At 62.7% G+C, this 23,954-nt stretch carries 17 protein-coding genes; 6 read left to right on the forward strand and 11 right to left on the reverse strand.

Annotation, left to right across the window (positions count from 1 at the left end):
* Positions 1–4: 4 nt before the first annotated feature.
* Entirely contained in the window at positions 5–778 is a 774-nt protein-coding gene (locus ACX5K5_RS14410; protein WP_096254783.1) for a hypothetical protein, read from the reverse strand.
* A 61-nt stretch (positions 779–839) separates the two neighbouring features.
* Positions 840–2,330 carry an amino acid permease gene (locus ACX5K5_RS14415; protein ID WP_346059590.1) on the reverse strand — a complete coding sequence of 497 codons (1,491 nt, stop codon included), beginning with the start codon at positions 2,328–2,330 and terminating at the stop codon, positions 840–842.
* Between the two features lie 138 nt (positions 2,331–2,468).
* Here ACX5K5_RS14415 and mmuM point away from each other — a divergent pair, with 138 nt between their 5' ends.
* On the forward strand, positions 2,469–3,458 hold the full coding sequence (gene mmuM / locus ACX5K5_RS14420; protein WP_459174600.1) for a homocysteine S-methyltransferase: 990 nt from the start codon (positions 2,469–2,471) through the stop codon (positions 3,456–3,458).
* Here the strand turns inward: mmuM and xdhC are convergent.
* The 5 genes from xdhC to ACX5K5_RS14445 form a co-directional block, all read right to left on the reverse strand.
* Positions 3,427–4,251: a xanthine dehydrogenase accessory protein XdhC gene (xdhC, locus tag ACX5K5_RS14425; protein WP_096254781.1), complete on the reverse strand. Its 825-nt coding sequence runs from the start codon at positions 4,249–4,251 to the stop codon at positions 3,427–3,429. The two genes, mmuM and xdhC, sit on opposite strands and share 32 nt — an antisense overlap.
* Positions 4,248–6,584, reverse strand: coding sequence for a xanthine dehydrogenase molybdopterin binding subunit (gene xdhB, locus ACX5K5_RS14430; protein ID WP_459174601.1), 2,337 nt, complete (start codon positions 6,582–6,584; stop codon positions 4,248–4,250). Before xdhB ends, xdhC begins: the two co-directional genes overlap by 4 nt.
* Positions 6,581–8,086: a xanthine dehydrogenase small subunit gene (locus tag ACX5K5_RS14435; RefSeq protein WP_096254779.1), complete on the reverse strand. Its 1,506-nt coding sequence runs from the start codon at positions 8,084–8,086 to the stop codon at positions 6,581–6,583. Before ACX5K5_RS14435 ends, xdhB begins: the two co-directional genes overlap by 4 nt.
* A 272-nt stretch (positions 8,087–8,358) precedes the next feature.
* On the reverse strand, positions 8,359–9,861 hold the full coding sequence (locus ACX5K5_RS14440; RefSeq protein ID WP_188683281.1) for an NCS2 family permease: 1,503 nt from the start codon (positions 9,859–9,861) through the stop codon (positions 8,359–8,361).
* Positions 9,862–9,874: 13 nt separating this feature from the next.
* Positions 9,875–10,360 carry a nucleoside deaminase gene (locus ACX5K5_RS14445; protein ID WP_459174602.1) on the reverse strand — a complete coding sequence of 162 codons (486 nt, stop codon included), beginning with the start codon at positions 10,358–10,360 and terminating at the stop codon, positions 9,875–9,877.
* Between the two features lie 469 nt (positions 10,361–10,829).
* Between ACX5K5_RS14445 and ACX5K5_RS14450 the strand changes: the two genes are divergently transcribed.
* The 3 genes from ACX5K5_RS14450 to ACX5K5_RS14460 are packed head-to-tail and all read left to right on the forward strand — an operon-like array spanning position 10,830 to position 15,830.
* The gene (locus tag ACX5K5_RS14450; RefSeq protein WP_188683285.1) at positions 10,830–12,206 is read left to right on the forward strand and encodes an MFS transporter; all 1,377 of its coding nucleotides are present in this window, start codon (positions 10,830–10,832) and stop codon (positions 12,204–12,206) included.
* 1 nt (position 12,207) lies between these two features.
* Positions 12,208–14,343 carry a molybdopterin oxidoreductase family protein gene (locus ACX5K5_RS14455; protein WP_346059587.1) on the forward strand — a complete coding sequence of 712 codons (2,136 nt, stop codon included), beginning with the start codon at positions 12,208–12,210 and terminating at the stop codon, positions 14,341–14,343.
* Positions 14,340–15,830 carry an FAD-dependent oxidoreductase gene (locus tag ACX5K5_RS14460; protein ID WP_096254774.1) on the forward strand — a complete coding sequence of 497 codons (1,491 nt, stop codon included), beginning with the start codon at positions 14,340–14,342 and terminating at the stop codon, positions 15,828–15,830. The genes ACX5K5_RS14455 and ACX5K5_RS14460 overlap by 4 nt, the downstream gene beginning before the upstream one ends.
* A 264-nt stretch (positions 15,831–16,094) precedes the next feature.
* On the opposite strand, the gene nirD is transcribed toward ACX5K5_RS14460, so the two are convergent.
* Positions 16,095–16,472, reverse strand: coding sequence for a nitrite reductase small subunit NirD (gene nirD / locus ACX5K5_RS14465; RefSeq protein ID WP_096254773.1), 378 nt, complete (start codon positions 16,470–16,472; stop codon positions 16,095–16,097).
* Positions 16,473–16,830: 358 nt separating this feature from the next.
* Between nirD and nirB the strand changes: the two genes are divergently transcribed.
* Positions 16,831–19,446, forward strand: coding sequence for a nitrite reductase large subunit NirB (gene nirB / locus ACX5K5_RS14470; RefSeq protein WP_096253909.1), 2,616 nt, complete (start codon positions 16,831–16,833; stop codon positions 19,444–19,446).
* 63 nt (positions 19,447–19,509) lie between these two features.
* On the opposite strand, the gene ACX5K5_RS14475 is transcribed toward nirB, so the two are convergent.
* Together ACX5K5_RS14475 and ACX5K5_RS14480 are read right to left on the reverse strand one after the other, a co-directional pair.
* A complete protein-coding gene (locus tag ACX5K5_RS14475) occupies positions 19,510–20,499 on the reverse strand; it encodes an aldo/keto reductase (protein WP_443447983.1) in 990 nt (329 codons plus the stop codon).
* Positions 20,500–20,601: 102 nt separating this feature from the next.
* Positions 20,602–21,372, reverse strand: a complete 771-nt coding sequence (locus ACX5K5_RS14480; RefSeq protein WP_096253908.1) for a VOC family protein — start codon at positions 21,370–21,372, stop codon at positions 20,602–20,604.
* A 210-nt stretch (positions 21,373–21,582) separates the two neighbouring features.
* Here ACX5K5_RS14480 and ACX5K5_RS14485 point away from each other — a divergent pair, with 210 nt between their 5' ends.
* Positions 21,583–23,106, forward strand: a complete 1,524-nt coding sequence (locus tag ACX5K5_RS14485) for a long-chain-fatty-acid--CoA ligase (RefSeq protein ID WP_096253911.1) — start codon at positions 21,583–21,585, stop codon at positions 23,104–23,106.
* Between the two features lie 10 nt (positions 23,107–23,116).
* Here ACX5K5_RS14485 and ACX5K5_RS14490 read toward each other — a convergent pair whose 3' ends face one another.
* Complete coding sequence (locus ACX5K5_RS14490; protein ID WP_459174603.1) at positions 23,117–23,926, reverse strand: enoyl-CoA hydratase/isomerase family protein; 810 nt, start codon at positions 23,924–23,926, stop codon at positions 23,117–23,119.
* Positions 23,927–23,954 lie beyond the last annotated feature (28 nt).

Raw genomic sequence — 23,954 nt, forward strand, 5'->3', positions numbered from 1 at the left:
GCGCTTAGAACTCGAAGTCGCTCAAGGGTGAGTCCCCGCCGAAGTTTCCTCCGGCGCCGCCGAGGAAGTCACCAAAGGTCCCGCCTGCTTGGTCGGCGAACCCCTCGCCGGCCGCCGAGAATTGCTCTCCGGCTCCCGCTACGGTCTCCCCGAGGCCCTCTGCCATCGAACCGAATTCTTCGCCAATTCCGGCGAAGCCATCGAGCAGCGGGCCGGCGATCGCGGTGCCGATGAACGCGCCTGCCACACCACCGAGCAGACCGATTCCCAGTCCCCCGGCAGCCCCGGCGGCCATTGAACCCATCGATTTTCGACCCGCGCTGCCCTGGCCTGAACCACCCTGGCCCAGGATCCGCTCCATGAAGCCGGGCTGGGAAACCTCCGCGCGAGTGGCCGCGCGCGCCAAATCCTGGGGGTCCTGCGTGGCCGGACGTTCGGTGGCCGGCAATTGCGCGGACAATTCGCCATGCAACAGCTCGCGCTGCTGGGGAGTTAGCCGGGCAAAGGCCTCGGTGTGAGCGCGTTCCATATCCTGCGGCGGAGCGGTGCGCAGCATGTAGCGGTACTTCTCCACCGCCGCCTGATCCTCGCGCGAGGCGGAGGTGCGGCGGGCATCGGAAGCGTGAGCCTGCGGCTGCCGGTAGCCCTGGTTGTTTTGGTTGTACTGGTTATTTTGGTTGTTTTGGCCGCCCTGCGAGGTGCGCTGGTTCAGTTGCTCACGCACGTACTCGCCGGCAAGCTGCTTGCCCTTGCGCAGTAATTTGTCGAACAGTGCCACGAAGCGGCCTCCTAGTGATCGGGCGACGGCGCAATAGCTACCGTCTTGCCTTGCTTAACTCCTAGCCTGCCCGCGAAGTTCCCGCCGTATCGTGAGACAACTCTCGCTCGCCGCGTTGTGGGCTGAACACCCCCGGCCCGTGACGCCAACGGTAATACCCCAGGCAGGCCAGCGTGAACGGAATACCAAACCAGAGCGCGGGGCGCTGCACCGGGTCGAACCCGACGCCGATCAGGGAGATCGTGAGCAAGATGAGCGCAATAATGGGGAGGACCGGGAACCACGGCGCCCGGTACGGCAAGCTGGTGGTATTTCCATAAACCCGGACATGGTGGCGCCGGAAGGAAAGATGCGAGGCGCAGATGACGATCCAGACCGCCACCACTGCGAACCCCGAAATGGACACGAGAGCCAGAAACAGCGAGCCGGGCGCGATGACGCTGGAGAGTAACGAGGCCAAGCCACCGAGTATTGACAGGCTCAGCGCCAGCATCGGCACCGCCCGGCGGTTGGTTTTGGACAAGATCTTCGGCGCCTGACCTGCGAGCCCCATGGAATGCAGCATCCGCGAGCACGAATAGAGCCCCGAGTTTCCGGCCGAAAGCAGGGCGGTGATGATCACGAAGTTCATAATGTCCGCTCCGCCAGGCAGCCCGGCGGCATCAAACACGGTGACAAATGGGCTCTCATCGGTCCCCGCCTCGGAGAAGGGTACGATCGCCGCAATCACCACGATCGCCCCAATGAAGAACACCGCCAGGCGCACCACCGCGGTACGGATCGCCCGCGGAATGCTGCGCTGTGGATCTTTAGCCTCCCCGGCGGCCACGCCGATCAATTCCGTGCCGCTAAATGCGTAGAACACCGCCAGTATGGTGACCAGCACGCCGCTGAATCCCATCGGGAATAACCCCTGACCGGTGCGGAAATTCGCGAAGCCGAGGGGTCCTGCGTCGCTTACCGGGTTAAGCCCGATCAGCGTTGCGGCGCCGACCACGATCACCACCAGCACCGCCGCCACCTTGATCAGCGAAAACCAGAATTCGGTTTCGGCAAAAACGCGGGAGGATATCGCGTTGAGCGTGAACAGCAACGTAGCGAAGGCCAGGGACCACACCCACACAGGCACCTCGGGAAACCAGCGCTGCATCAAAATGCCCGATGCGGTGAATTCGCTGGCCAGCGCCACCGCCCAGCACATCCAGTACAGCCAGGCCGTCGCAAAACCCCAGGCTGGGCCCAGATCGCGGGTGGCGTGAGCGTGAAATCCGCCGGCCACCGGATGACGTGCCGAAAGCTCCCCGAGCCCACTCATCACCATGTAGGCGACCAGCGCGCCGACGGTGTAGGCCAGCACCGCGCCCAACGGTCCGGCCTGCGCAATGGTGTATCCGGAGGAGACGAACAGCCCCGAACCGATCACCCCACCCAGCGCGATCATGACCAGGTGGCGCGAGGTCATGGATCGGCGCAGCCCGCTCGCCTCCGGCTGGTGCTGCGGCGGGTGCTGCGGCGGGGTCTTTTCCGCGTGGCCTTGGCTCAGCTGACTCATCGGGCTCCTGGGGCGTAGTGAAAAGGTGAATGCGCTTCAGAATATCGATCCGGGCCCTGCTGCCCGTCGGTGTTTGTCATGTTCGTTCATACGGCGTTATAGTCGGTCATCGAACCGTTAGCGCGGTACCCTCGGAGCGTGAATATTCCACCTCAGCCCAGCAATTTCAGCGACGCGCTCAACTCCACAAGCGGTGCCCCGCTGATCCTCGACGGTGGCCTCGGGACCCATCTGGCGGACCGCGGAAACGACGTGACCGGCGAGCTCTGGTCCGCGCAGATCCTCAAACAGGCCCCTGCCGAGGTACGTGCCGCCCATGAGGACTTCTTCGCCGCCGGCGCGCAACTGGCCACGAGTTGCTCCTACCAGGTCAGTTTTGCGGGTCTATCCCGAGTTAATGGCGACGCCGATGCGGAGGCAACCGCAGCCGAGGTCAAAAACCTGTTGTTAGCCAGCGTGCGTCTGGCGCGCGAGGCGGCGCAGTTAGCTGTCGGTTCGACTACCGGCTCAACTGCCCGCTGGGTCGCCGCATCGGTGGGACCCTATGGTGCAGGCCCGGGAGCTGGAACCGAATACGACGGAGCCTATGGGCTGAGCACCGCACAATTGACCGGGTGGCACCGCGACCGGTTTGAAATTCTTGCCGAGTCCGGAGCGGACGCGATCATCTGTGAAACCGTGCCGAGCCTATCCGAGGTGCACGCGCTGAGCGCTTTGGCGGCGCAAGCTCAGATTCCGGTGCTGCTCAGCCTCACCGTGCGCGCCAGCACCGAGGACGCAGCGGTGGTGTTGGGGGACGGCAGTGACTTGCGCCAGGTGGCCCGGATCGTGCAGGATTCCGGTGTTTTTGCGGGCCTCGGGGTCAACTGCAGCCCCGTTCCGCTCGCGGTTTCTGCGCTGAAACTGTTCGCCCAGGAAACAGATCTGCCACTGTTGGCTTACCCCAACAGCGCTGAGATTTGGGATCGCGAGGCGCGCCGCTGGGTTCCGGGAACCGCACACAGCGACCTACCCGGCGCGGTACCCGAACTGATCGACGCCGGCGCCAAACTAATCGGCGGGTGTTGCAGGGTCGGGCCGGAGCAGATATCACGGGTCAAACACGAGGTTCAACGCCGCGGGTACTAACTTGGGGCGATCCCACGCGTTGTAGCAACTGCGCGGCCACGCTGAGCGCGATCATCGCCGGGTCCTTGCCAGGCATCTCGCGCAGTCCGATCGGGCAGCTAATTTGTTGGATCTGTGCCTGATCGTGCCCGCTGGCGGCAAGGTTCTTCTCGAAGCGCACCCACTTGGCGCGCGAGCCGATCAGCCCGATGGAGCCGAGCCCCCGATGCGCCAGCGCCGCATCGCACAGGTGAAAATCCTCGGCATGATCGTGCGTCATGATCACCACGTGCGCGCCGTCGGGTAACTGCGCGATGACCTGTTCGCCGATCACCGCCAGCTGCGCGTGCACCCGGGCCACGGCGGGTTCAAGCACGTGCAGTTCGGCCAGGAATTCGGGGCGCGAATCACTCAGATACAGCTCCAGATCGTGCCGGGACAGGATGCGCGCAAGTTCCAGCCCGACGTGCCCGATCCCGAAGATCGCGATGACCGCCGGCACCGGCATGGGTTCGAGCAACACGCTAATTTCTCCCCCGCAGCACTGGCGCCCATAGTGCCCGTTCGCCTTATCGCTCAGCTGCAGGCTCAGGCTTTGCGGTTCGCGCTGAAGTTGCGCGAGCATTTCTTGCGCGCGGTTGATGACCACCATCTCCAGGTTGCCGCCGCCGATGGTCCCGAAGGATTCGTGCGCGGCGATCACCATCTTCGTTCCGACCTCCCGCGGAGCGTGCCCGCGCACGGTGGTAATGGTGGCAAGTACCGCGGCCCGGCGTTGCTCACGCAGCGCGGTGAGCGCACTGAGCCAGATCATGAGCCGGGGTTCCGCACGGTGTCGATCGCCCAGAACACCGCTTCCGGAGTCGCCGGAGACGCCAGCGGCACCGACCGCCCGGAGGCGCCGAACTCGGCGATGGCCTGGCGCAACGCCTCACGCACCGAGAAGGCGAGCATCAGTGGCGGTTCGCCCACCGCCTTGGATCCGTACACCGCACCCTCTTCATGTGCCTTGTCCAGCAGGTTCACGTTGAACACCTCGGGCATCTCGGAGAAGCTCGGGATCTTGTAGGTGCTGGCCGCTTGGGTGGCAACCCGTCCACGGCCCGGACCATCGGAGGTATCCCAGCGCAGGTCTTCCAAGGTCAACCAGCCGGTGCCCTGCACAAATCCACCCTCGATCTGCCCCAGATCTACCAGCGGCGAAAGCGAATCCCCCACGTCATGGACGATGTCCACACGACGCAGCACGTAGGATCCGTCAAAACTGCTCACCTCCACTTCACTGGCGGCCACCCCGTAGGAGAAGTACTTGAACGGACTGCCGGTCATCCGCGCCAGATCCCAGTGCAGTCCCTCGGTTCGGTAGTACCCGGCGGCCGACAGCTGAATGCGCTGCATGTAGGCCTCACGTACGACCTCGCTCCACTCCAGCTCGTCGCGTTTGCCCAACGCGGTGATCTTGCCCTGGGCAAAACGGATATCTTGCGCCGGGACCCCCAACTTGCCGGCCGCTACCGCAGCCAACCGGGCCTGGATCTGCTCACAGGCGTCCTTCACCGCACCGCCGTTCAGGTCGCTGCCCGAACTGGCGGCGGTGGCCGAGGTATTGGGCACCTTATCGGTACGTGTCGGAGCGATGCGCACCTTGGACAGCGGCACGCCCAAGGCGGTGGCGGCCACCTGCAGCATCTTGGTATGCAGGCCCTGGCCCATTTCGGTGCCGCCGTGATTGACCAGCACCGAACCGTCCTTATACACCAGCACCAGTGCGCCACCCTGGTTAAAGGCGGTGAGGTTAAAGGAGATGCCGAATTTCACCGGCGTCATCGCCAGCGCCCGCTTGCTGTAGTGATTGTTGGTATTGAACTGGGCAATTTCCGCTTCGCGCCGTGCCACGTCTGCCGAGTCGAGGACCTGCTGCCAGGCGGCATCAATGCGTTCGGGATGCCTCACCGGCTGGTGGTAAGGGGTGTCCTGTCCCTCGGTGTAGAAGTTGCGCCGGCGCAGTTCCCTGGCCTCCAAGCCCAGTTGCGGGGCTACCCGGCCGAGGATATCTTCCATCACCAGCATGCCCTGCGGACCGCCGAAGCCACGAAACGCGGTCTGCGAGGTCTTATGGCATTTGGCCACGCGCCCGTTGACCCGGATATTCGGGATCCAATAGGAATTGTCGATATGGCACATCGCGCGGGTCAGCACCGGTTCTGACAGGTCCAGGCTCCACCCGCCGTCGGCGGTCAGCTGGGCCTGCAGGGCTAGAATCTTGCCGCCCTGGTCGAACCCGATTTTCCAGGTCGCATAGAATCCGTGGCGTTTGCCGGTCATGGTCATGTCCAGGTTGCGATCCAGCCGCACCCGCACCGGACGCCCGGTGAGCACCGCGCCCAGGGCCGCCAGCGCGGCGTAGCCATGGGGCTGCATTTCCTTTCCGCCGAATCCCCCGCCCATGCGCAAAACCTGCACGGTCACCTCGTGGGCGCCGATGCCGAGCACATGCGAGACGATGTCCTGGGTCTCGGTGGGATGCTGGGTGGAGCAGTGGACCATAATCTGCCCGCTCTCATCGACCAGGGCCAGCGAGTTCTGGGTTTCCAGGTAGAAGTGCTCCTGCCCGGCGAACTCGAAGTCGCCCTCGAAAACATGGGTCGCCTGCGCAAAGGCGGCTTGCGGGTCACCCTTGGCGATCTCGGGCTGGATGCCGTGGAAGCTCTTGGCCGCGATCGCATCCTTGATGGTGATCAGCGAGTCCAGCGGCTCGTAGTCCACGCGCACCGCCTTGGCCCCGGCCTTGGCCGCTTCCAGATCTTCGCCCAGTACCCACGCCACCGGCTGGCCGAAGAACATCACCTCGTCCACCGGGAGCAAGGGTTCGTCATGCTTGGCGCCCTGGTCGTTGACCCCGGGAATGTCCTGTGCGGTGATCACCCGGATGACTCCGGGAACCTGCTGCGCCGCGCTGGTATCCAGGCCCAGGATTTTTCCATGCGCGCAGGTGGACTGCACCGGGTAGGCGTGCAGGACCCCGGTGAGCCGCGCGGCGAGGTCATCGGTGTACAGTGCGGTGCCCGTAACGTGAGCGGCCGCGGATTCATGACGGTGACGCTGGCCGACCACCGGTGCGTCGGGGCGTTGGGATAGCTGGCTCATGAGTTCTGCTCCTGTCCCGCGCCCGAGCGGCGCGCAAGCTGCTGGGCATAGAACCGTTCAAGTGAGGAGGCCAGCATGGCCTTGCGGTAGTCCGCACTGGCACGGTGGTCATCCATCGGGGTTCCTTCGTGGCCCATGGTGTGCGCCGCGGCCCGGATGGTTTCCAGGTTCCACGGTTTACCTTCGAGCATGGCTTCGGTTGCCACGGCGCGCAGCGGGGTCGCGGCTACGCCGCCCAGCCCAATCCGCGCCTCGGTGATCATGCCGTCCGCCACCGTGAGCGCATAGCCGATGGCTACCGAGGAGATGTCGTCGAAGCGCCGCTTGGCAATCTTCTGGAAGCTGGTCAGCGGCGCCAACGGCAGCGGGATGCGGATCGCGGTGATCATCTCCCCCGGCTCGCGCACGGTCTGCCGGTAGCCGGTGAAATAGTCCTCCAGCGCCACCACCCGATTGCCGCGGATGCTGGAAAGCACCAGCTCGGCGGCCAGCGCCAGCAGTGCCGGCGGGGTGTCGCCAATGGGTGAGCCGGTGCCCAGGTTCCCGCCGATACTCGCGCTATTGCGGATCAGCCGCGAGGCGAACTGCCCGAAGAGCGCGGAGAGCAGCGGAACCTTCCCGGCCAGCTTGCGTTCCAGCTCGCTCAGGGTGCAGCCGGAGCCGAGTTCCAGGTACCGCTCGTTCCAGTGGATCTGGCGCAGCTCGTGCAGCCGGTCGATGGCCAGCACCGAGCGGGCGCGGGCGCCCTTAATGTTGACCTCCACACCCCAGTCGGTGCCGCCGGCCACCAGCACGCTCTCTGGTTCGGCGGCCAGGATCTGCAAAACCTGGTCCAGGTCCGCAGGACGGCGGAAACGGCCCAACGCCCCGGTGGGGGTATCGGCGCGCTGGATGTCGGTGGCCACCGGCGCCGGGGCCCGGTGCTGGGTCCGGGCTGCCAGCTGGTCGTCCCCGGCAGGGTCGCCCAGCGCGTAGGCGGCGTCGCGGATCGGGCGGTATCCGGTGCAGCGGCAGAGATTGCCCGACAATGCGTGCAGGTCGAATCCATTCGGTCCGCACTCGTGCGCCCCGCCATCGCCCGCGCTGACTGCGGGGGTGCCGGTTCGCTCGGGGCGGTAGTATTCGGCGGCCATGGAGCAGACGAATCCGGGGGTGCAATAACCGCACTGGGATCCGCCGCGGTTGGCCATCTCTTCCTGCACCGGATGCAGGTCCGCGACGCTGCCCAGCCCTTCGGAGGTGATGATTTCCTGGCCGTCGAGCGATGCGGCCGGCAGCAGGCAGGCGTTCAAAGCCGTCCACCTGCTACCTTCCCCATCGCTGCGGGCCACCAGGATCGAGCAGGCGCCGCACTCGCCCTCGGCACAGCCTTCCTTGCATCCGATCAATTGCTGCCCGCGCAGGAAATCCAGCGCGTTGGTATGTGGTGGCCCGTCGAATTCCCGGACCGTTCCATTGACCGTAACCAGGCATTTTGTCTCTTGCGTTGCCTCGGCGCTCATGCCGCTGACACCTCCTGCGCCCGGGTATCGCCCGGCGCACCATGAATGAATTGGATGATGGGTGGGATCTGGCGCCCCGCCGGCGGTTTCAGGCTCGGCCAAGGTGCCGCCGCGTGCTGCGGCGGGGTCAGTCTCCGTGCGCGATCTGGCCCTTGGACCAGGCGAGGCATCCGCCCATGATTACCCTCCAGAATTCGGATCATTCATATCCATGCAATCCATCAAAGTGAGCCAACTCACCGTGGTGGATCCTTACTATAGCCCGTATCGACTCAGGCCAGTAGGGCCGTGATGGGACCTCGCGCGAAGTACACCAGGAAGCCCAATGCCACCACCCACAGCAGCGGGTGGATCTTGGCGTAGCGCCCGGCCGCGGTGTTCACCACCACCCAGGCGATGAACCCTGCGCCAATGCCGTTGGCAATGGAGTAGGTCAGCGGCATAGTGATCAGGGTGAGGAATGCCGGCATGGCGCTGGAGAACCGCTTGAAGTTGATCTCGCGGATCTGCGCGCACATCAAGGTGCCCACCAGAACCAGTGCCGCGGCGGCCACCTCGATGGGCACCACCGAGGTCAGCGGCGTGAAGAACATCGAACCCAGGAACAATACCCCGGTGATCACCGAAGCCAGCCCGGTGCGCGCCCCTTCCCCGATGCCTGCGGCCGAATCCACGTAGACGGTATTGGAGGAGGACGAGCCCATGCCGCCGGCCACCGCGCCCAGCCCCTCGACGACGAACGCGGCCTTCAACCGCGGGAAGGTGCCGTCCTTGCGGGCCAGCCCAGCATTCTTCGCCAGGCCGGTCATCGTGCCCATGGCGTCGAAGAAATTCGTGAACACCAGGGTGAAGACCAGCATCGTGGCCGCCAGCGCGCCGATTCGCCCGAAGGAACCGAACAGGTCGAACTCCCCGGCCAGCGACAAATCCGGTAAGGAGACGATATTGCCCTGGAGTACCGGCATGTTCAGGTGCCAGCCATGCGGGTTATCCGTGCCTCCGGGGCCGATCTTGAACACCAGCTCGGCGAGCATCGCCAGCACCGTGGAGATCACGATGCCGATCAGAATCGCGCCCTGCACCCCGCGGGCCACCAGCGCGCCCATGATCAGCAGTCCCACCACGAAGACCATGGTGGGGATCGAGACGATCGACCCGCTATCGCCCAGCTGCACCGGAGGCCCGGCGTCGGTACGGGTGACAAAGCCCGAGTCCACGAACCCGATGAAGGTGATGAACAGCCCGATGCCCACCGTGATGGCGGCCTTCAGGTCCTTGGGGATGGCCCGGAAGATCGCGGTGCGCACCCCGGTCATCCCGAAGAGCACGATCAGCACGCCGTTGATCACCACCAGCCCCATGGCCTCGGGCCAGGTGACGTCCTGAATCACCGAGACGGCCAGGAAGGAGTTGATGCCCAGCCCGGCGGCCAGGCCGAAGGGCAGGTTGGCGACCAACCCGAATAGGATGGTCATCACCCCGGCGGTCAATCCGGTCATGGCCCCGACCTGCGCGGCCGGAAGCCAGTTGCCGGCCACATCCACGGGTGCGGCGTCGGCGCTGAATCCGCCGAGAATCAGCGGGTTGAGGATCACGATGTAGGCCATCGTGAAGAAGGTGACGATCCCGCCGCGCATTTCCCGCGCCAGCGTGGACCCGCGTTCGGTGATGCTGAAGAACGCATCCAGGATACTGCCCGGTCCCCGGGGACGGCGCGGCTTGGTATCGCGCTGCGCACCCTTGGGGTCAGCTGGCAAGCGACTTGTCGTGGTCATGGTCCTGGACCTTCTAGTAGTCGGTCCGGGATTCTTGCGAATCCCATGCCTTGAACGGCTTCAGATTCTCATTGCTTTCAGATTGGAAGCAGTTCACCGGCATCAGCGAGCGGTTGGATTTAGCCTCGAAGTATTCGTAGAACACCGCGTCGTCAAATCCGGCGGCAGCCGCATCATGCCTATTGGCAGCGAAGAAGACCTTGCCGATGCGGGCCCACAATGAGGTGGCCAGGCACATCGGGCAGGGTTCGCAGCTGCTGTAGAGCACGCAACCGCTCAAATCGAAGGTCCCCAGCGCAGCGGCTGCGGTGCGGATGGCCACCACTTCGGCGTGCGCCGATGGGTCATTGTTGGCCGTGACGCGGTTGACGCCTTCGAAGATCTGGCCGTCGGCCGTGACCACGACGGCGCCAAATGGCCCGCCGGCGTTGTGGACATTTGTGGTGGCAATATCGATGGCCATCGAAAGATAGTCTTGGCCAGTGGTAGTAACGCTCATCGCGTGGCTTCTCATGCTTTGGACAAGACCACCGCAGCGCGCTGTTTGGCGCTAGCTACCGGTTGCACTTGTCACCTGAAATCGATCAGTTGCATGCCCGGTAGATAGCGACCCATTTGGTGGGTGCCCGCCATAGACAGCTACGAGATTATCAGTGGATTGTGACGCACGCAACACTTATTTTGAAATCACTTTTTCGCATCATGAACAAATAATTGCCGTTTCGCCACTCATCCGGTCTCCCACTAGCTGCGATCCGGATGGTGTGATCCTTCCTGTCAGCACCTCAAATCCCGGAACTAACCGCTTGACTCGACGCTCCGGTTTCCAACACGTTACGACCGCCTATCGGTACATCGATCCCCCGCGTGAATTTAAGTTCCCTTCGGCGCAACAACCCGAGCATCTAGGCGAAATGCCGGTTTGAGAAGCTCAGAGGCATCAAGTGTTAGAGAAGGGATCAGGTAACGTGAGCGCACAGCTAGAAGCATCTGCCACATCGCAGGCACTACAGGTCCAGCCGGGGCGCTGGGTCAGCAATTGGACTCCTGAGGATCCAGAATTCTGGAAGCACACCGGGTCGGCGGTAGCCAGCCAAAACCTCAAGTGGTCTATCTTTGCCGAGTTCCTCGGATTCAGTGTTTGGCAACTTTTCGCCATCGTCGTGGTCTATCTTCCGGTGGCCGGATTCAGCTACAGCACCACCGAGTTGTTCTGGCTGATCTCCATCCCGAGCCTCGTCGGAGCGACCCTGCGCATCCCCTACACGTTCATGGTTGCCCGTTTCGGCGGACGCAACTGGACGGTGATTTCCGCGTTGCTCTTGCTGATTCCGACCGGCGGCATTTCCATGGCATTGGCTGATCCGTCCACTGAATTCTGGATCATGCTCAGCCTTGCGGCGCTGACCGGCTTCGGCGGCGGAAACTTCGCTTCATCGATGGCTAATATCACCTACTTCTACCCTGCTTCCCGCAAGGGTTGGGCGTTAGGCCTGAACGCAGCCGGCGGCAACCTTGGGGCGGCGGTCGCCCAGCTGCTCGTACCGGTCATTGTCACGGTCTTCGCAGCCGGGGCGTTGCAACTTCCGCTAGCAGGACTGCTCTGGATCCCACTGATTCTGGTGGCCGCGTGGGGTGCGTGGAAGTACATGCACAATCTGACTTCGGCACGCTCAGATATTCGCGGCGCAGTTGCCTGCCTGAAGGTCAAGCACCTGTGGATCATCTCCGCACTGTACGTGGGAACATTTGGTTCCTTCATCGGATTCTCCGCAGTATTCCCCAAACTGATCGTTGACACTTTCCCCGAATATGCAGCCTTGCCGCTGGGAACCGCAACCATCACCCTGGCCTTCCTCGGCCCACTGGTCGCTTCCCTGGCCCGTCCATACGGTGGCAAGATCGCTGACAAACTCGGCGGTGCACGCATCACGGTGGCAACCTTCGCGGCCATGGCCTTGATTACCTGTGCGCTAGTGCTCAGCCTGCCGCGGGCGAACTTCTGGATTTTCCTCTTCTTATTCTTGCTGCTCTTCACCGCAAGCGGCATCGGCAATGGCTCGACCTATCGTATGATCCCGGCAGTTTTTGCCCTGAGCGACGAGGGACAACAGGCAGGCCAGGTGGATTCTTCCCGCAAGGCTGCCGCAGCCCTCGGTTTGATCTCGGCCATCGGCGCCTATGGCGGCTTCCTGATTCCCCAGGCTTTGGGCCTGTCTATATCAAGCACCGGCGCCTACACCGCGGCATTTATCATCTTCATCGCTGTCTACCTGCTACTCATGGCCACTGCATGGTTTACCTATGCCCGCTCAGGCAGCCGATTCGCCAAGCACGGAGTCTAAGATGACCGCCACACACTGTCCCTACTGCGCCCTGCAGTGCGGCATCACCCTTGAACCGAACTTGCAGGAAAACAGCCCGGAACCCGTGAGCCTAACGGGCCGCGACTTTGAAACCAATGGCGGGGCGCTGTGCCGAAAAGGATATAGCGCCGCCAAGCTGCTCGATCACCCCGAACGCCTGCAGGCACCCCTGCTTCGCCAGGCCGACGGAAGCTTTGCCCAGATCAGCTGGGAGCATGCGCTGGATCTAGTTGCCCAGAAGGCGCTGAACATCCGAGCTGAATCCGGAGCCGACGCACTAGCGGTCTTCGGCTCCGGTTCGCTGACCAATGAAAAGGCCTACCAGCTAGGCAAGTTCGCACGGCTGGCCTTGGGCACCTCGCGCATCGACTACAACGGCCGGTTCTGCATGTCCTCGGCTGCCGCCGGCACCAACCGCGCCTTCGGCTTGGACCGGGGACTGCCCTTCCCGCTAGCCGATCTGGATGGGGCCGGGATGATCCTGATGCTCGGTTCCAACGTGGCCGATACGATGCCTCCCTTTGTCCGGCATCTGGCTGGGGCCCGGGATAACGGCGGCCTGATCGTGGTTGATCCACGCCGTTCTGCAACTGCCAAACTTTGTGCCGATAATGCTGGCTGGCATCTGCAGCCAACCCCGGCCACCGATCTTCCGCTCCTGCTGGGCTTGGCTCACGTGCTGGTGACCGAGTCCCTGGCCGATACCTGCTATTTAGCCGCCCGCACCAACGGTTTCGACTCACTGAGAAGTTCACTAGCTGGCTGGTGGCCGGAACGAACTGCCCAGGTCACCGGCGTCCCTGCCGAACAGATTCGGCACACCGCCAGAGCTCTGGCCCAAGCCGCTAGCGAAGCGAAAACCGGCGGCAAGCCGGTCTACATACTCACCGGCCGCGGCATTGAACAGCATTCCAACGGCACCGATACGGTCACCGCCGCGATCAACCTCGCGCTTCTGCTCGGCTTGCCCGGAACCCTCGCCGGCGGCTACGGCACCATCACCGGCCAGGGCAATGGGCAGGGTGGACGGGAACACGGGCAAAAGTGCGACCAACTTCCCGGCTACCGCAAAATCACCGACCCCGAACACCGTGCGCATGTAGCCCGCGTCTGGGGCGTTGACCCCGAGACCATCCCCGGCCCCGGGCTTCCCGCCGTTGAACTCCTTGACGCGCTAGGTACCCCGACCGGTCCGCGCATGATGATGATCCACGGGGCTAACCCGGTGATCTCCGCACCCGATGCGTCACGCGTGATCCAGGCCCTGTCCAGGCTGGATTTCTTGGTGGTCTGCGACTTCTTCCTTTCAGAGACTGCAGCCCAAGCGGACCTGGTCTTGCCGGTGCTGCAATGGGCTGAAGAAGAAGGCAGCATGACCAACTTGGAAGGCCGGATCCTGCGCCGCCGAGCTGCCCTGGCGGCACCAGAAAATGCGCGCAATGAACTGTGGATCCTCTCTCAGCTCGCCCAACGTCTGAACGCTCCAGGGCGGTTCTCCCCCGATGCCCAAGAAGTCTTCGAGGAACTCAAATTGGCTTCAGCCGGCGGCTTGGCGGACTACTCGGGGGTGCGTTGGGATGACCTCGATGCCGGGGCAGCCATCTACTGGCCGTGCCCTGCAGGCACCGAGGTCAGGGCCGAGCGCGGCATCCGAAATGGCACCCCGCGGCTGTTCCTTGATGGCTTTGCCCATGAAGACCAGCATGCTGTGCTGGTGCCAGTTGTCTTCCAGCCGGCACCCCGGAAGAACAACTCGTCCGTGTCACTAGTTACCGGCCGCTTGCTTGAGCACTATCAGTCCGGCGCGCAGACTCGCCGCGTTCCCGAGCTAGCCCAGGCCGCACCGGAACCACGACTTGAAATTCATCCGACAACCGCCCTAGCCCACCAGATTGCCCAGGGGCAGAAGGTCGTGATCAGCAATGAACGCGGTGCCGTGACCGCCCGCGCACTGCTGACCGTCGATGCCCGGCTAGACACGGTTTTCCTGCCCTTCCACTACCCGACGTCAGGTACCGCAAATCTGCTGACCGAGGCGAAGGTTGACCCGCACAGCAGGATGCCTGAATTCAAGCACGCCCATGTTTCGCTGAGCGCTGTGAAAGAGGAACAATGAACGAGCAACGCCCGCAACGCATTATTATCATTGGCTTCGGTCCCGTCGCAGCTTCCCTCATTGAGGGCCTGCTGCCCGCTGCGGCGTCCGGTCAATGCGAAATCACGGTGATCAGCGCCGAAGACCAGCTGGCCTACAACCGTGTGCTGCTCGCTGAGCTGGCGGTGGGGGCCGCCGAGTTCGCGCACCTGAGCATGGCGGATCCGCAACGCCTGGCCGATGCCGGAATCGAAGTGCGCTTGGGTGTACGGGCTACCGGCATCGATCGTTCACGCCGCAGAATCCATCTGGACGACAACGACTTCGTGTCCTACGATCGGATTGTTTTCGCCACCGGCGCCCGGGCCGTGGTCCCGACGCTCAATGGCCTGAACTTCGAACCACATACCGACGCTTCCCTGCCTGCCGGCGTATTCGCCCTACGCACGGTCGAAGATGCCCATCAGCTGCGCAAATCGATCGGTCTGGGCCAACGCATTTTGATTCTCGGCGGAGGTGTTCTGGGCATCGAGGCAGCCCTGGCAATTGCACGTACCGGGGCGCAGCCGGTACTGGTGCATCATGGTCCAACACCCCTGGGGCGCGTCGTGGATGCAGACGGAGGGGCGTTACTGACACGTAATCTGCGTGAAGCCGGTGTCGAGGTCATCCCGGGAGCCAAGGCAACCGGCGTTCAAAAGGATGCACGGGGTTTCACCGGCTTAATGACATCCACCCACGGGCTGATCCAGGCAGATGCCCTGCTCATTTCCACGGGTGTGAGAGCCAGAACAGAGCTGGCATCGGGCTGTGGTTTGCCGGTGGGCCGTGGTATCAAAACCGATGAATTCCTATGCGCCGATACCGAGGGGCGAATTTTCGCCTTGGGTGACTGCGCCGAAGTTTCCGGACAGCCGCCGGTCGGATTGCTGGCCCCGGGGTGGGCTCAGGCCGCATTTTTGTCCCAACTATTGTTGCAGCTGACTAGTTCGGCCGCATCCGAGCCGCTTGCTGCTCCTGACTTCTCCGCGTCCGACGTACTGATGCTCAAGGGCCAAGGCATCGAGCTGACCGCCGCCGGTGATATCAGCGCCGGTTATTGGGACGATACGGACTTGCAGGCCACCGTCTACGCAGATCCTGCACGCGGACGCTACCTCAAGATCGTCACCCGCCAGGATGCGATTACCGGATTCCTGGCCATGGGATTGCCGCAAACCAGTGCCGAACTTGTGCTGGCCTATGAACGGGGCACCGCGTTGCCGGAGGACCGCTCCAGCCTGCTGCGCCTAGATGATCCGGCAACGGATCAAATCTCGGCGATCCCCAGCGATGAAGATCAGCTGTGCCGGTGTTCCGGTGCCACGTACGGACAGGTGTCCCATGCGGTGGACGCTGGATGCACAACCGTCGCGCAGGTGGGAGAAAGCTGCCGTGCGGGCACCGGATGCGGAGGGTGCAAATCAAAAATCGAAGAGCTGCTTTCCAAGGCTCCGTCCCTGGCGTAATGACTCTGCTGGTGGTCGGCGCCTAGCGAGCCGGCCGCCATTTCGCCTGTCCTGCCCAGCCACGCAAAAGCGTAGGGACGAAAGCTCTATGCCTTCGTCCCTACGAATAGATGATGATGCGAGTTGCATTATTCTTGCACGCCGCCACCGCCCAACGCGGCAGCCGGCGTTAGCTCGCTGCAAGCAGTTCCGTCTCGTCCTGGATCTCAATCCAGCCTTGCCAGGCCGAATGCTCAACGTCGAGGATACGGTCTGCATTTGAGCTCATTTGCTCTGCTCCATCCATAGTTGTCCCTCGATTTCCACGAGCCGCTGCACCGGCAACGGCAGCGAATCGGTGTTCAGACATTCCCCGTTATCCAAGCGGTACACTTCCTTGTGCAGCGGGCAAGCAACTGTGGACACGTTAGATCCATCGACCACGGTGTCGCCCAAAATGCCGCGGGCTATGACCTTCGCGCCACTGTTGGGGCAGTGATGCGAGGTCGCGTAGAAGGCGTCTTCTTCGGTGCGGAACAGGGCCAGTTGTCTGCCTTCAAGCAACAGCGCTTCTCCCCATCCGCGCTCCAAGTCTGCGCTGCTGCAAAGCGGAACCAAGTTCAAGGTTGCTTCCCGAGTTACTTCTGCAATTTGCGTACTCATGAATGTCAGTCCTTCGTGGTTGGTGTTCGCTGATAAATCGAGCTTAGAAGCCGCATGTTTCGCCCGATACCAATCGTGATTGCTAGTGGGTAAAGCATCGCTAACAACAAATATGAGCACCGTGAATTCATTTTTCTTCCGGCATTCCGCCGGTTTTTCCTAATCTTTTCGCATCACCGAATCGATTTCCCGGCCGAATGATTCGATTATGTTTCGGCAGCTTCACTAGGCCGCTGGTCCACGGTGGAGAGAATTGCTCCGGCCGAAACACGGGTGTAATTGCGGCGCAAAACGTACTTTCTACAGTGGACTCATCAGCCTGAAACTCACCGTTTCCCAGCGAAAGTCGAAATAGATCATGGGTACACCACGCACTGCACGCAATGTCCTGGTTATCGGCGGCGGCCCCGCAGCTCACCGTTTCACCGAAGCGCTGGCCAGCCGCGCACCGCAGGACTTGAGCATCACAGTTTTAACCGAAGAAACCCACCTTCCCTACGACCGCGTGGCACTCTCCCAGGCGCTGACCAACCCCGGGGTCGATCTCACCCTCGGCGACCCGAAGCTCTGGGAAGCAGCACATGTCACCTTGGAAACCAATGCCAAGGCCATCGCTATCGACAGCGTGAAGCGCACGGTGTCGACCGCGGATGGACGCACCTTCGACTATGACGACTTGGTGCTTGCCACCGGATCCAATGCAGCCACGTTGCCAATCACCGGCAACGAGCACACCTTCGTGTACCGCACGCTGGAAGATGTCTGGTCCATCGCCGAAAAGGTCAAGGAACTGAAGACCACGTTGGGCCGCACCCCGGTGGTCGCTACCATCGGTGGCGGCCTGCTCGGGTTGGAAGCCGCCGCAGGCGCCCAAGCGCTGGGGGCAGAAGCGGTAGTCATTGACGGCGGCAAATGGTTGATGGGCACCCAGTTGGATGAAGGTGCTGGCCAGGCCATGGGCCGGTTGATCGAGCAGACCGGATTCACGGTGCACAACGGAGTCTTCCCGAAGGAAATCATCACCCTCCAGGAGCTTGGCGGCACGGCTGTCACCGGCGTGCTGATGGCCGATGAACGCCTGATCGATGCCGACATGGTGGTTGTTTCCATCGGCGTGCGTCCGCGCGATGAGCTGATCCGCAACTACAACGCGGCACTAGATGAGGCCGGCAGTCAGGCGCCGCGCTTCGGCATGGGTCCACGCGGCGGCGTGGTTATCGACTCGCATTGCGCCACCGACATCGAGCACATCTGGGCTATCGGTGAGGTCGCGAACTACGACGGGTTCTGCATCGGCCTGGTCGCTCCGGCCAATGCCATGGCGGAAATCGTCGCCGAGCAGCTGTCCGGCGGAGACGCGCAATTCGCCGGTTTCGACACCGCGACCAAGCTCAAGCTTTCCGGCGTGGATGTAGCCAGCTTCGGCGATGGCTTTGCCCGCGCCGAGGGCGCGCTGGAAGTGGTCTACGCGGATGCCCCGCGCGGTCTGTACCAGAAGCTGGTGGTTTCGGCCGATGCCAAGACGTTGCTGGGAGGCATTTTTGTTGGCGATGCCAGCCCTTACCAGTCGCTGCGTCCGTTGCTCGGCCGGGAACTTCCTGGCGAGCCAGGTGCCTACCTGAGTGCCCCGGGCGGCGAGGCTCCGGAGGGCGAGCTGCCCGATGATGCGGTGCTGTGTTCCTGCAATTCGGTCACCGCCGGCACCATCCGCGATGCCGTCTCCGGTTGCGGTTGCTTCGAGGGCGCGGCTCCCGTGACCACCGTCTCCGGGCTGAAGGGCTGCACGCGGGCCGGAACCCAGTGCGGCTCATGCGTGCCCATGCTCAAAAAGCTCATGGAAGCGCAGATGCTCAAGGACGGCGCGGAAGTTTCCTCCGCGTTGTGCGAGCATATCGCCTTCTCACGCCCGGAGCTCTATGAAGCGATTCGCGTTGGCCGGTTGCAGACCTTCAGCGAGGTGATGGATCGTTTCGGCACCGGCACCGGATGCGATATCTGCAAGCCGGTCATCGCCAATATCCTCTCCTCGCAGACCAGCGTGCACCCGATGGATGCCGGCCTTGCCGGCGCGCAGGACACCAACGACCGGGTGATGGCCAATATGCAGAAGGACGGCACCTATTCGGTGGTGCCGCGCATCCCCGGTGGCGAAATCACCCCGCAGAAACTTGGCGTGATCGCCGCGGTGGCACAGAAGTACGGCCTGTACACCAAGCTCACCGGCGGCCTGCGCATCGACATGTTCGGTGCCCGCCTGGAGCAGCTGCCCGAGATCTGGCGCGAGCTGGTGGACGCCGGGTTCGAATCCGGCCAGGCGTACGGCAAGTCGCTGCGCAATGTGAAGACCTGCGTGGGTTCGTCCTGGTGCCGCTACGGCATGCTCGATTCCACCGCGTTGGGCATCGAGATGGAGTTGCGCTACCGCGGCCTGCGCGCACCGCACAAGCTGAAGATGGGTGTTTCGGGATGTGCCCGCGAGTGCGCCGAGGCTCGCGCCAAGGATATTGGCGTGATCGCCACAACCGATGGCTGGAACCTGTATGTGGGTGGCAATGGCGGCGCCAACCCGGCTCACGCCCAGCTGCTCGCCAGCGGCCTGGACGAGCAGACACTGTTCAAATACATCGACCGCTACCTGATGTACTACATCCGCACCGCGGACAAGTTGCAGCGCACCGCGCATTGGCTCCAGGATCTGCAAGGCGGCCTGGAACGGGCCAAGCAGGTGGTCATCGACGATTCCCTGGGCCTGGCCGAAGAGCTGGAGGCAGCCATGGAAACGCACGTGGCCAACTACGAGGATGAATGGGCCGCAACCTTGGCCGATCCGGACAAGCTGCGCCGTTTCCGCTCCTTCGTCAATGCGCCGGAGGTGGCGGACACCGAGCTGGAGTATGTGGCCGAGCGTGGCCAGCATCGCCCGGTTGGCCCGGTGCCGTTGGGGACAACCATTCGTGTCGGCGCGCCGCACTAGGAAGTGAAAAAGCCCGTGCGGCCGGCCCTCAGGGACCGGCCGCACGGGCCGTTTAAACGTCGATTACCAGCGTGGGTGGATGGCCGCGCGAAGCTTCGTGTCATAGAGCTCGCGTACCGAGGCGTTAAAGCCGCCGGAAATTTGCAGCGATCCGGCGGCGGCATTGGCTCGCGCCTGATCGGCGGTGCGCGCCCCGGGAATGATCGAGCTAATCCCCTCCTGGGCGGCCAACCAGGCCAAGGCCACCTGGGCGCTGGTTGCCTCGGGCGCCTCAGCGGCGGCCAGCTGGGCGAAGTTTTTGGCCGCGTCTAACCCGGTGGCGTAGTCCACGCCGGAGAAGGTCTCGCCCACGTCGAAAGCCGAACCGTCGCGGTTAAAGTTGCGGTGATCGTTATCCGCGAACGTGGTGTTTAGCGTATAACGGTTGGTCAGCAGGCCACTGGCCAGCGGTACGCGGGCGATAATTCCCACTCCGGCCGCGCGGGCTGCGGGCAAAACTTCTTCCAGCGGCTTGTGCCTAAACGCGTTGATGATGATCTGCACGGTGGCGATATTCGGGCGGGCGATCGCGGCCAACGCCTCGTCCACGGTTTCCACCGAGACACCGTAGTTAGCCATCCGGCCCTCGTCGACCATCGTATCTAGCGCGTCATAAACCGCATCGGTGGAGTACACCGGGGTCGGTGGGCAGTGCAGCTGCACCAAATCTAGGGTGTCCACGCCCAGGTTGGTGCGCGAACGATCGTTCCAGGCGCGGAAGGCGTCCAGGTTGTAGGCCTCGGGAAGCTGCTCCACGCGGCGGCCCATTTTGGTGGCCACGGTGACCTGCGCCTGCGGATTGGCCTTCAACCAGCGGCCGATCAGCGCCTCGCTGCGTCCGTCGCCGTAAACATCGGCGGTGTCAAAAAAGCTGACGCCCGCGCCGTAGGCGGCGTCGAGCACCGAGAAAGCGTCGGCTTCATCCACCTCTCCCCAGTCGGCGCCCAGCTGCCAGGTGCCGAGGCCTATGACGGAAACGGTTTTATTGGTTCGTCCAAGTAGTCGTTGTTGCATAATTTCGAGCATACCGCCTAGCGCCGCGCTGACTTGTAGGTACCCCGGCGATTATGCGCCGAATGGTGCTGGAAATCAGCTGGTTGGCTCGGCTCCACCGCCCTAGTTATTGGCCGCGATGACGTAGAACTCGGCGCCGGTGGGATCGGCGATGACGGCCACCCGGCCAAAGTCTGAATCCATCGGCGCACTGATCTCGGCGCCCCCAGCGGCCACCGCCGTGGCGACCGTCTGGTCTACGTCGGCCACGTTAAAGTAGATCTTCCAACCTGCCAGGCTGGGATCATCAAAGTGCGAGATGTCCATAATTCCGGCCCGCGCCTGCTCACCGGAACCCAGCGTCTGGTAGCGGAACTGATCATTATCGCTGAGCACCTCTAGCTCCCAGCCAAGTGCCTGGCTATAAAACTTCGTCGAGCTTTCAAACTTTCTGGTGTGCAGTTCATGCCAGGCGGGAGTGCCCGGCTCGCCCTGGCTCTGATAGCCGGTGTGCCCGGCGAACTGCCAGAGCCCCACCCCCAGTCCCGAGGGATCTCCGATCATCGCCATCCGCCCCTGCTCGGGGACTTCGACCGGCGGCAGGTAGACCTGACCACCATGAAATTCGGCCTTGTCGGCGAGCGCTCCGATGTCATCGGCGCGCAGGTAGGTGCTCCAGACGTCCGGGTAGTCGTTGTCTGGATCGTTGCTCATGAGGCCCGCGACGGCCAGCCCATCCTTGGTCGCGGTCAGGTATCCACCGTCATTCTCCTCGTCGCCCACCTCGTAGTTCCAGCCGAAGAGCTGGGAGTAGAAGGATTTGGCGGCATCAAGATCTCTGGTGAGTAAATCGATCCAGCACGGTGCGCCGGGCGGAAAATCGGGTATGGACATTTTGTCCCCTTGGTTTGCGAGTTGATTAGTGATGACAGGCTGAGTCTAAGTCTGTCCCGCGGGGTATTCAATGGGCTCTGAGCAGAATAATGATACTCAGTACCTTGATTTGGAACAAAGTGTCAGTACGCTGTTAAGGTGACCTACCTCACGCACTTGCTTGTTTTGCTTTAGGAGCCCCCAGTGATTCGTTCGAACTCAAACCTGACCATGTCCGTGGCCGCGCTATTGGCCGAGAGCGCGGTGCGCCATCGTGAGCTCAAAGCAATCACCGTCAATGGGCAGAGCACCAGCTACGGGCAGCTTTGGGATGAAACGCGCGCCTACGCCGGTGCCTTGCGCGAGGCGGGCATCGAAGCCGAGGATCGGGTGGCGGTACTCATTCCCAACGTCACCGATTTTGCGCGCGTTTACTATGCGATCCTTTCGCTGGGTGCGATTGTGGTCCCGGTGCATGCGTTGCTGAAGAAGCAAGAAATCGCCTATGTGCTTGATGATGCCTCGGCAAAAATGCTCATCTGCGCGGCGCCGCTGCTCGGTGAAGGCGCCGCCGGGGCGGAGCTTGCCGGGGTCCAGCTGCTCAGCGTCTTGGCACCGGAGGAGTTGAAGACCGACCGGCTCGAAGATCGGGCGGCCAAAGCCAGCCCGATCACCACCTACGTTCCGCAGCACCCAGAAAATATCGCCACCATCCTTTACACCTCCGGCACCACCGGAACACCCAAGGGTGCGTTAGGCACACACCTGGCGCTGGTAGAACAAACCAGCACGATGCTGCTGGACACCATCGATATGCGAGTGGGTGACAAGATTTTTGGTGGGCTGCCGCTGTTCCACACCTTCGGGCAAACCGCGGTGCTCAACACCGGGATACGTGCGGGTGCCGAGATCGTGCTGTTGCCAAAATTCACCGCGAAGGGCGCCCTAGATCTGGTGCTCGACGAAAATATCGACATCTTTTTCGGTGTGCCGACGATGTATGTGGCGCTGCTCGAGGCCGGAAAGACGCGGACCGATAATCCCACCAAGCTTCGTTATGCGGTCTCCGGTGGGGCCGCGCTGCCGGTGGCGATACTCACCGCTTTCCAGGACCGCTTTGGTGCGCCAATCCATGAGGGCTACGGGCTGACCGAAACCTCGCCGGTGGCAGCCTTTAATCAGCTCGGACGCGAACCTCGGCCCGGAACCATCGGCACCGCTGTCTGGGGCGTGGACGTGGAGATCGCAGATCCGGGATACCCGCAGGAAATCCGGTTGTTACCCACCGGGGAGCTGGGCGAACTGGTGGTCCGCGGACATAACCTTTTCTCCGGGTATTTGAACCGTCCGGAAGCTACCGCCGAGGCAGTGGTAGACGGCTGGTTCCGCACCGGGGACCTGGGCACCAAAGACGAAGACGGTTACCTGCGCATTATGGACCGCACCAAGGATATGATCCTGCGCAACGGCTACAACGTGTACCCACGCGAGGTCGAAGAGGTGCTGGTCGGGCATCCGGAAATTTCTAACGCCGCCGTGTACGGGATCCCGCACGAGGTGCACGGCCAGGAGATCGCCGCGTCGATCACCTTGGAACCCGGCTCAACGTTGACGGCGGAAAGTATTCGCGCCTGGATCAGCGAGCAGATCGCCGCATACAAGTATCCGCGGCATATTGAGATCGTCAGCGAATTCCCGCTGGGTCCCAGCGGGAAGATCCTCAAGCGTGAGCTGGTGGCTAAGCACGGCGCCTAGTTGGTGCCTTTTAGTTCTCCGGTGAGACCCAGGTAAATTCTGGACGACGTTTCGCAGCGAAGGCGGCACGGCCCTCGGCCAGGTCTTCGCTGCGAGCGTTGTGTTCCCAAAGCTGCGCCCAATAGGAGTCGGACAACGAGTCCGGGGTGCTCGCGGTACTCATGGTGATGGCCTGTTTGGTGTGCACTATGGAGAACGCGGAATTTGCGTCCATTTGGAAGATTAGCGTCGCCAGTTGGCTTTCGAGTTTCTCATTGGGGACCACCTGCGTAAACAGGCCCCAGGCTGCGGCTTGCTCCATGGAGATTTCCGCGCCGCTAAAGAGTAGGTATTTGGCGCGGCTTGGCCCCACGGTTTGCACCAAACGCTCCACACCCGGACGCGGGAAAACCAACCCAACCTTGGCCGGGGTGATCGCCAGCCGGGTAGTGTCCGCCGCTAACTGGATATCGCAGGCCGAAGCCAGCTGCCAGGCCCCGCCAAAACAGTTTCCCCGCACCACCGCGATGGTCGGCTTCGGACAGCTAGTGATCGCCCGATCCACCAGATCAAAATGGTTGACCAGTTCCCCGTCCACCGGCTCGTCAAAGAGCACCAGATCCATTTGGTCAATGGCGATGCCCGCGCTGAAGTTTGCCCCGGCCCCGGTGATGAGGATCGCGCGCACCTGCGGGTCAACGGATAATCCGGAAAACGCGCCGACCAGTTCAAGACACATGTCCTTGGTCAGTGCGTTGTACTGGGTGGGGTTATTCAGGGTAAGCGTGGCTACGTGGTTAGTGATCTGCACACCGATGGTGCCGTGTTGCTGCTGACTCATCAAACACCTCAAGATTTTGCTCGTGCCC

The sequence above is a fragment of the Glutamicibacter bergerei genome, assembly GCF_054495185.1.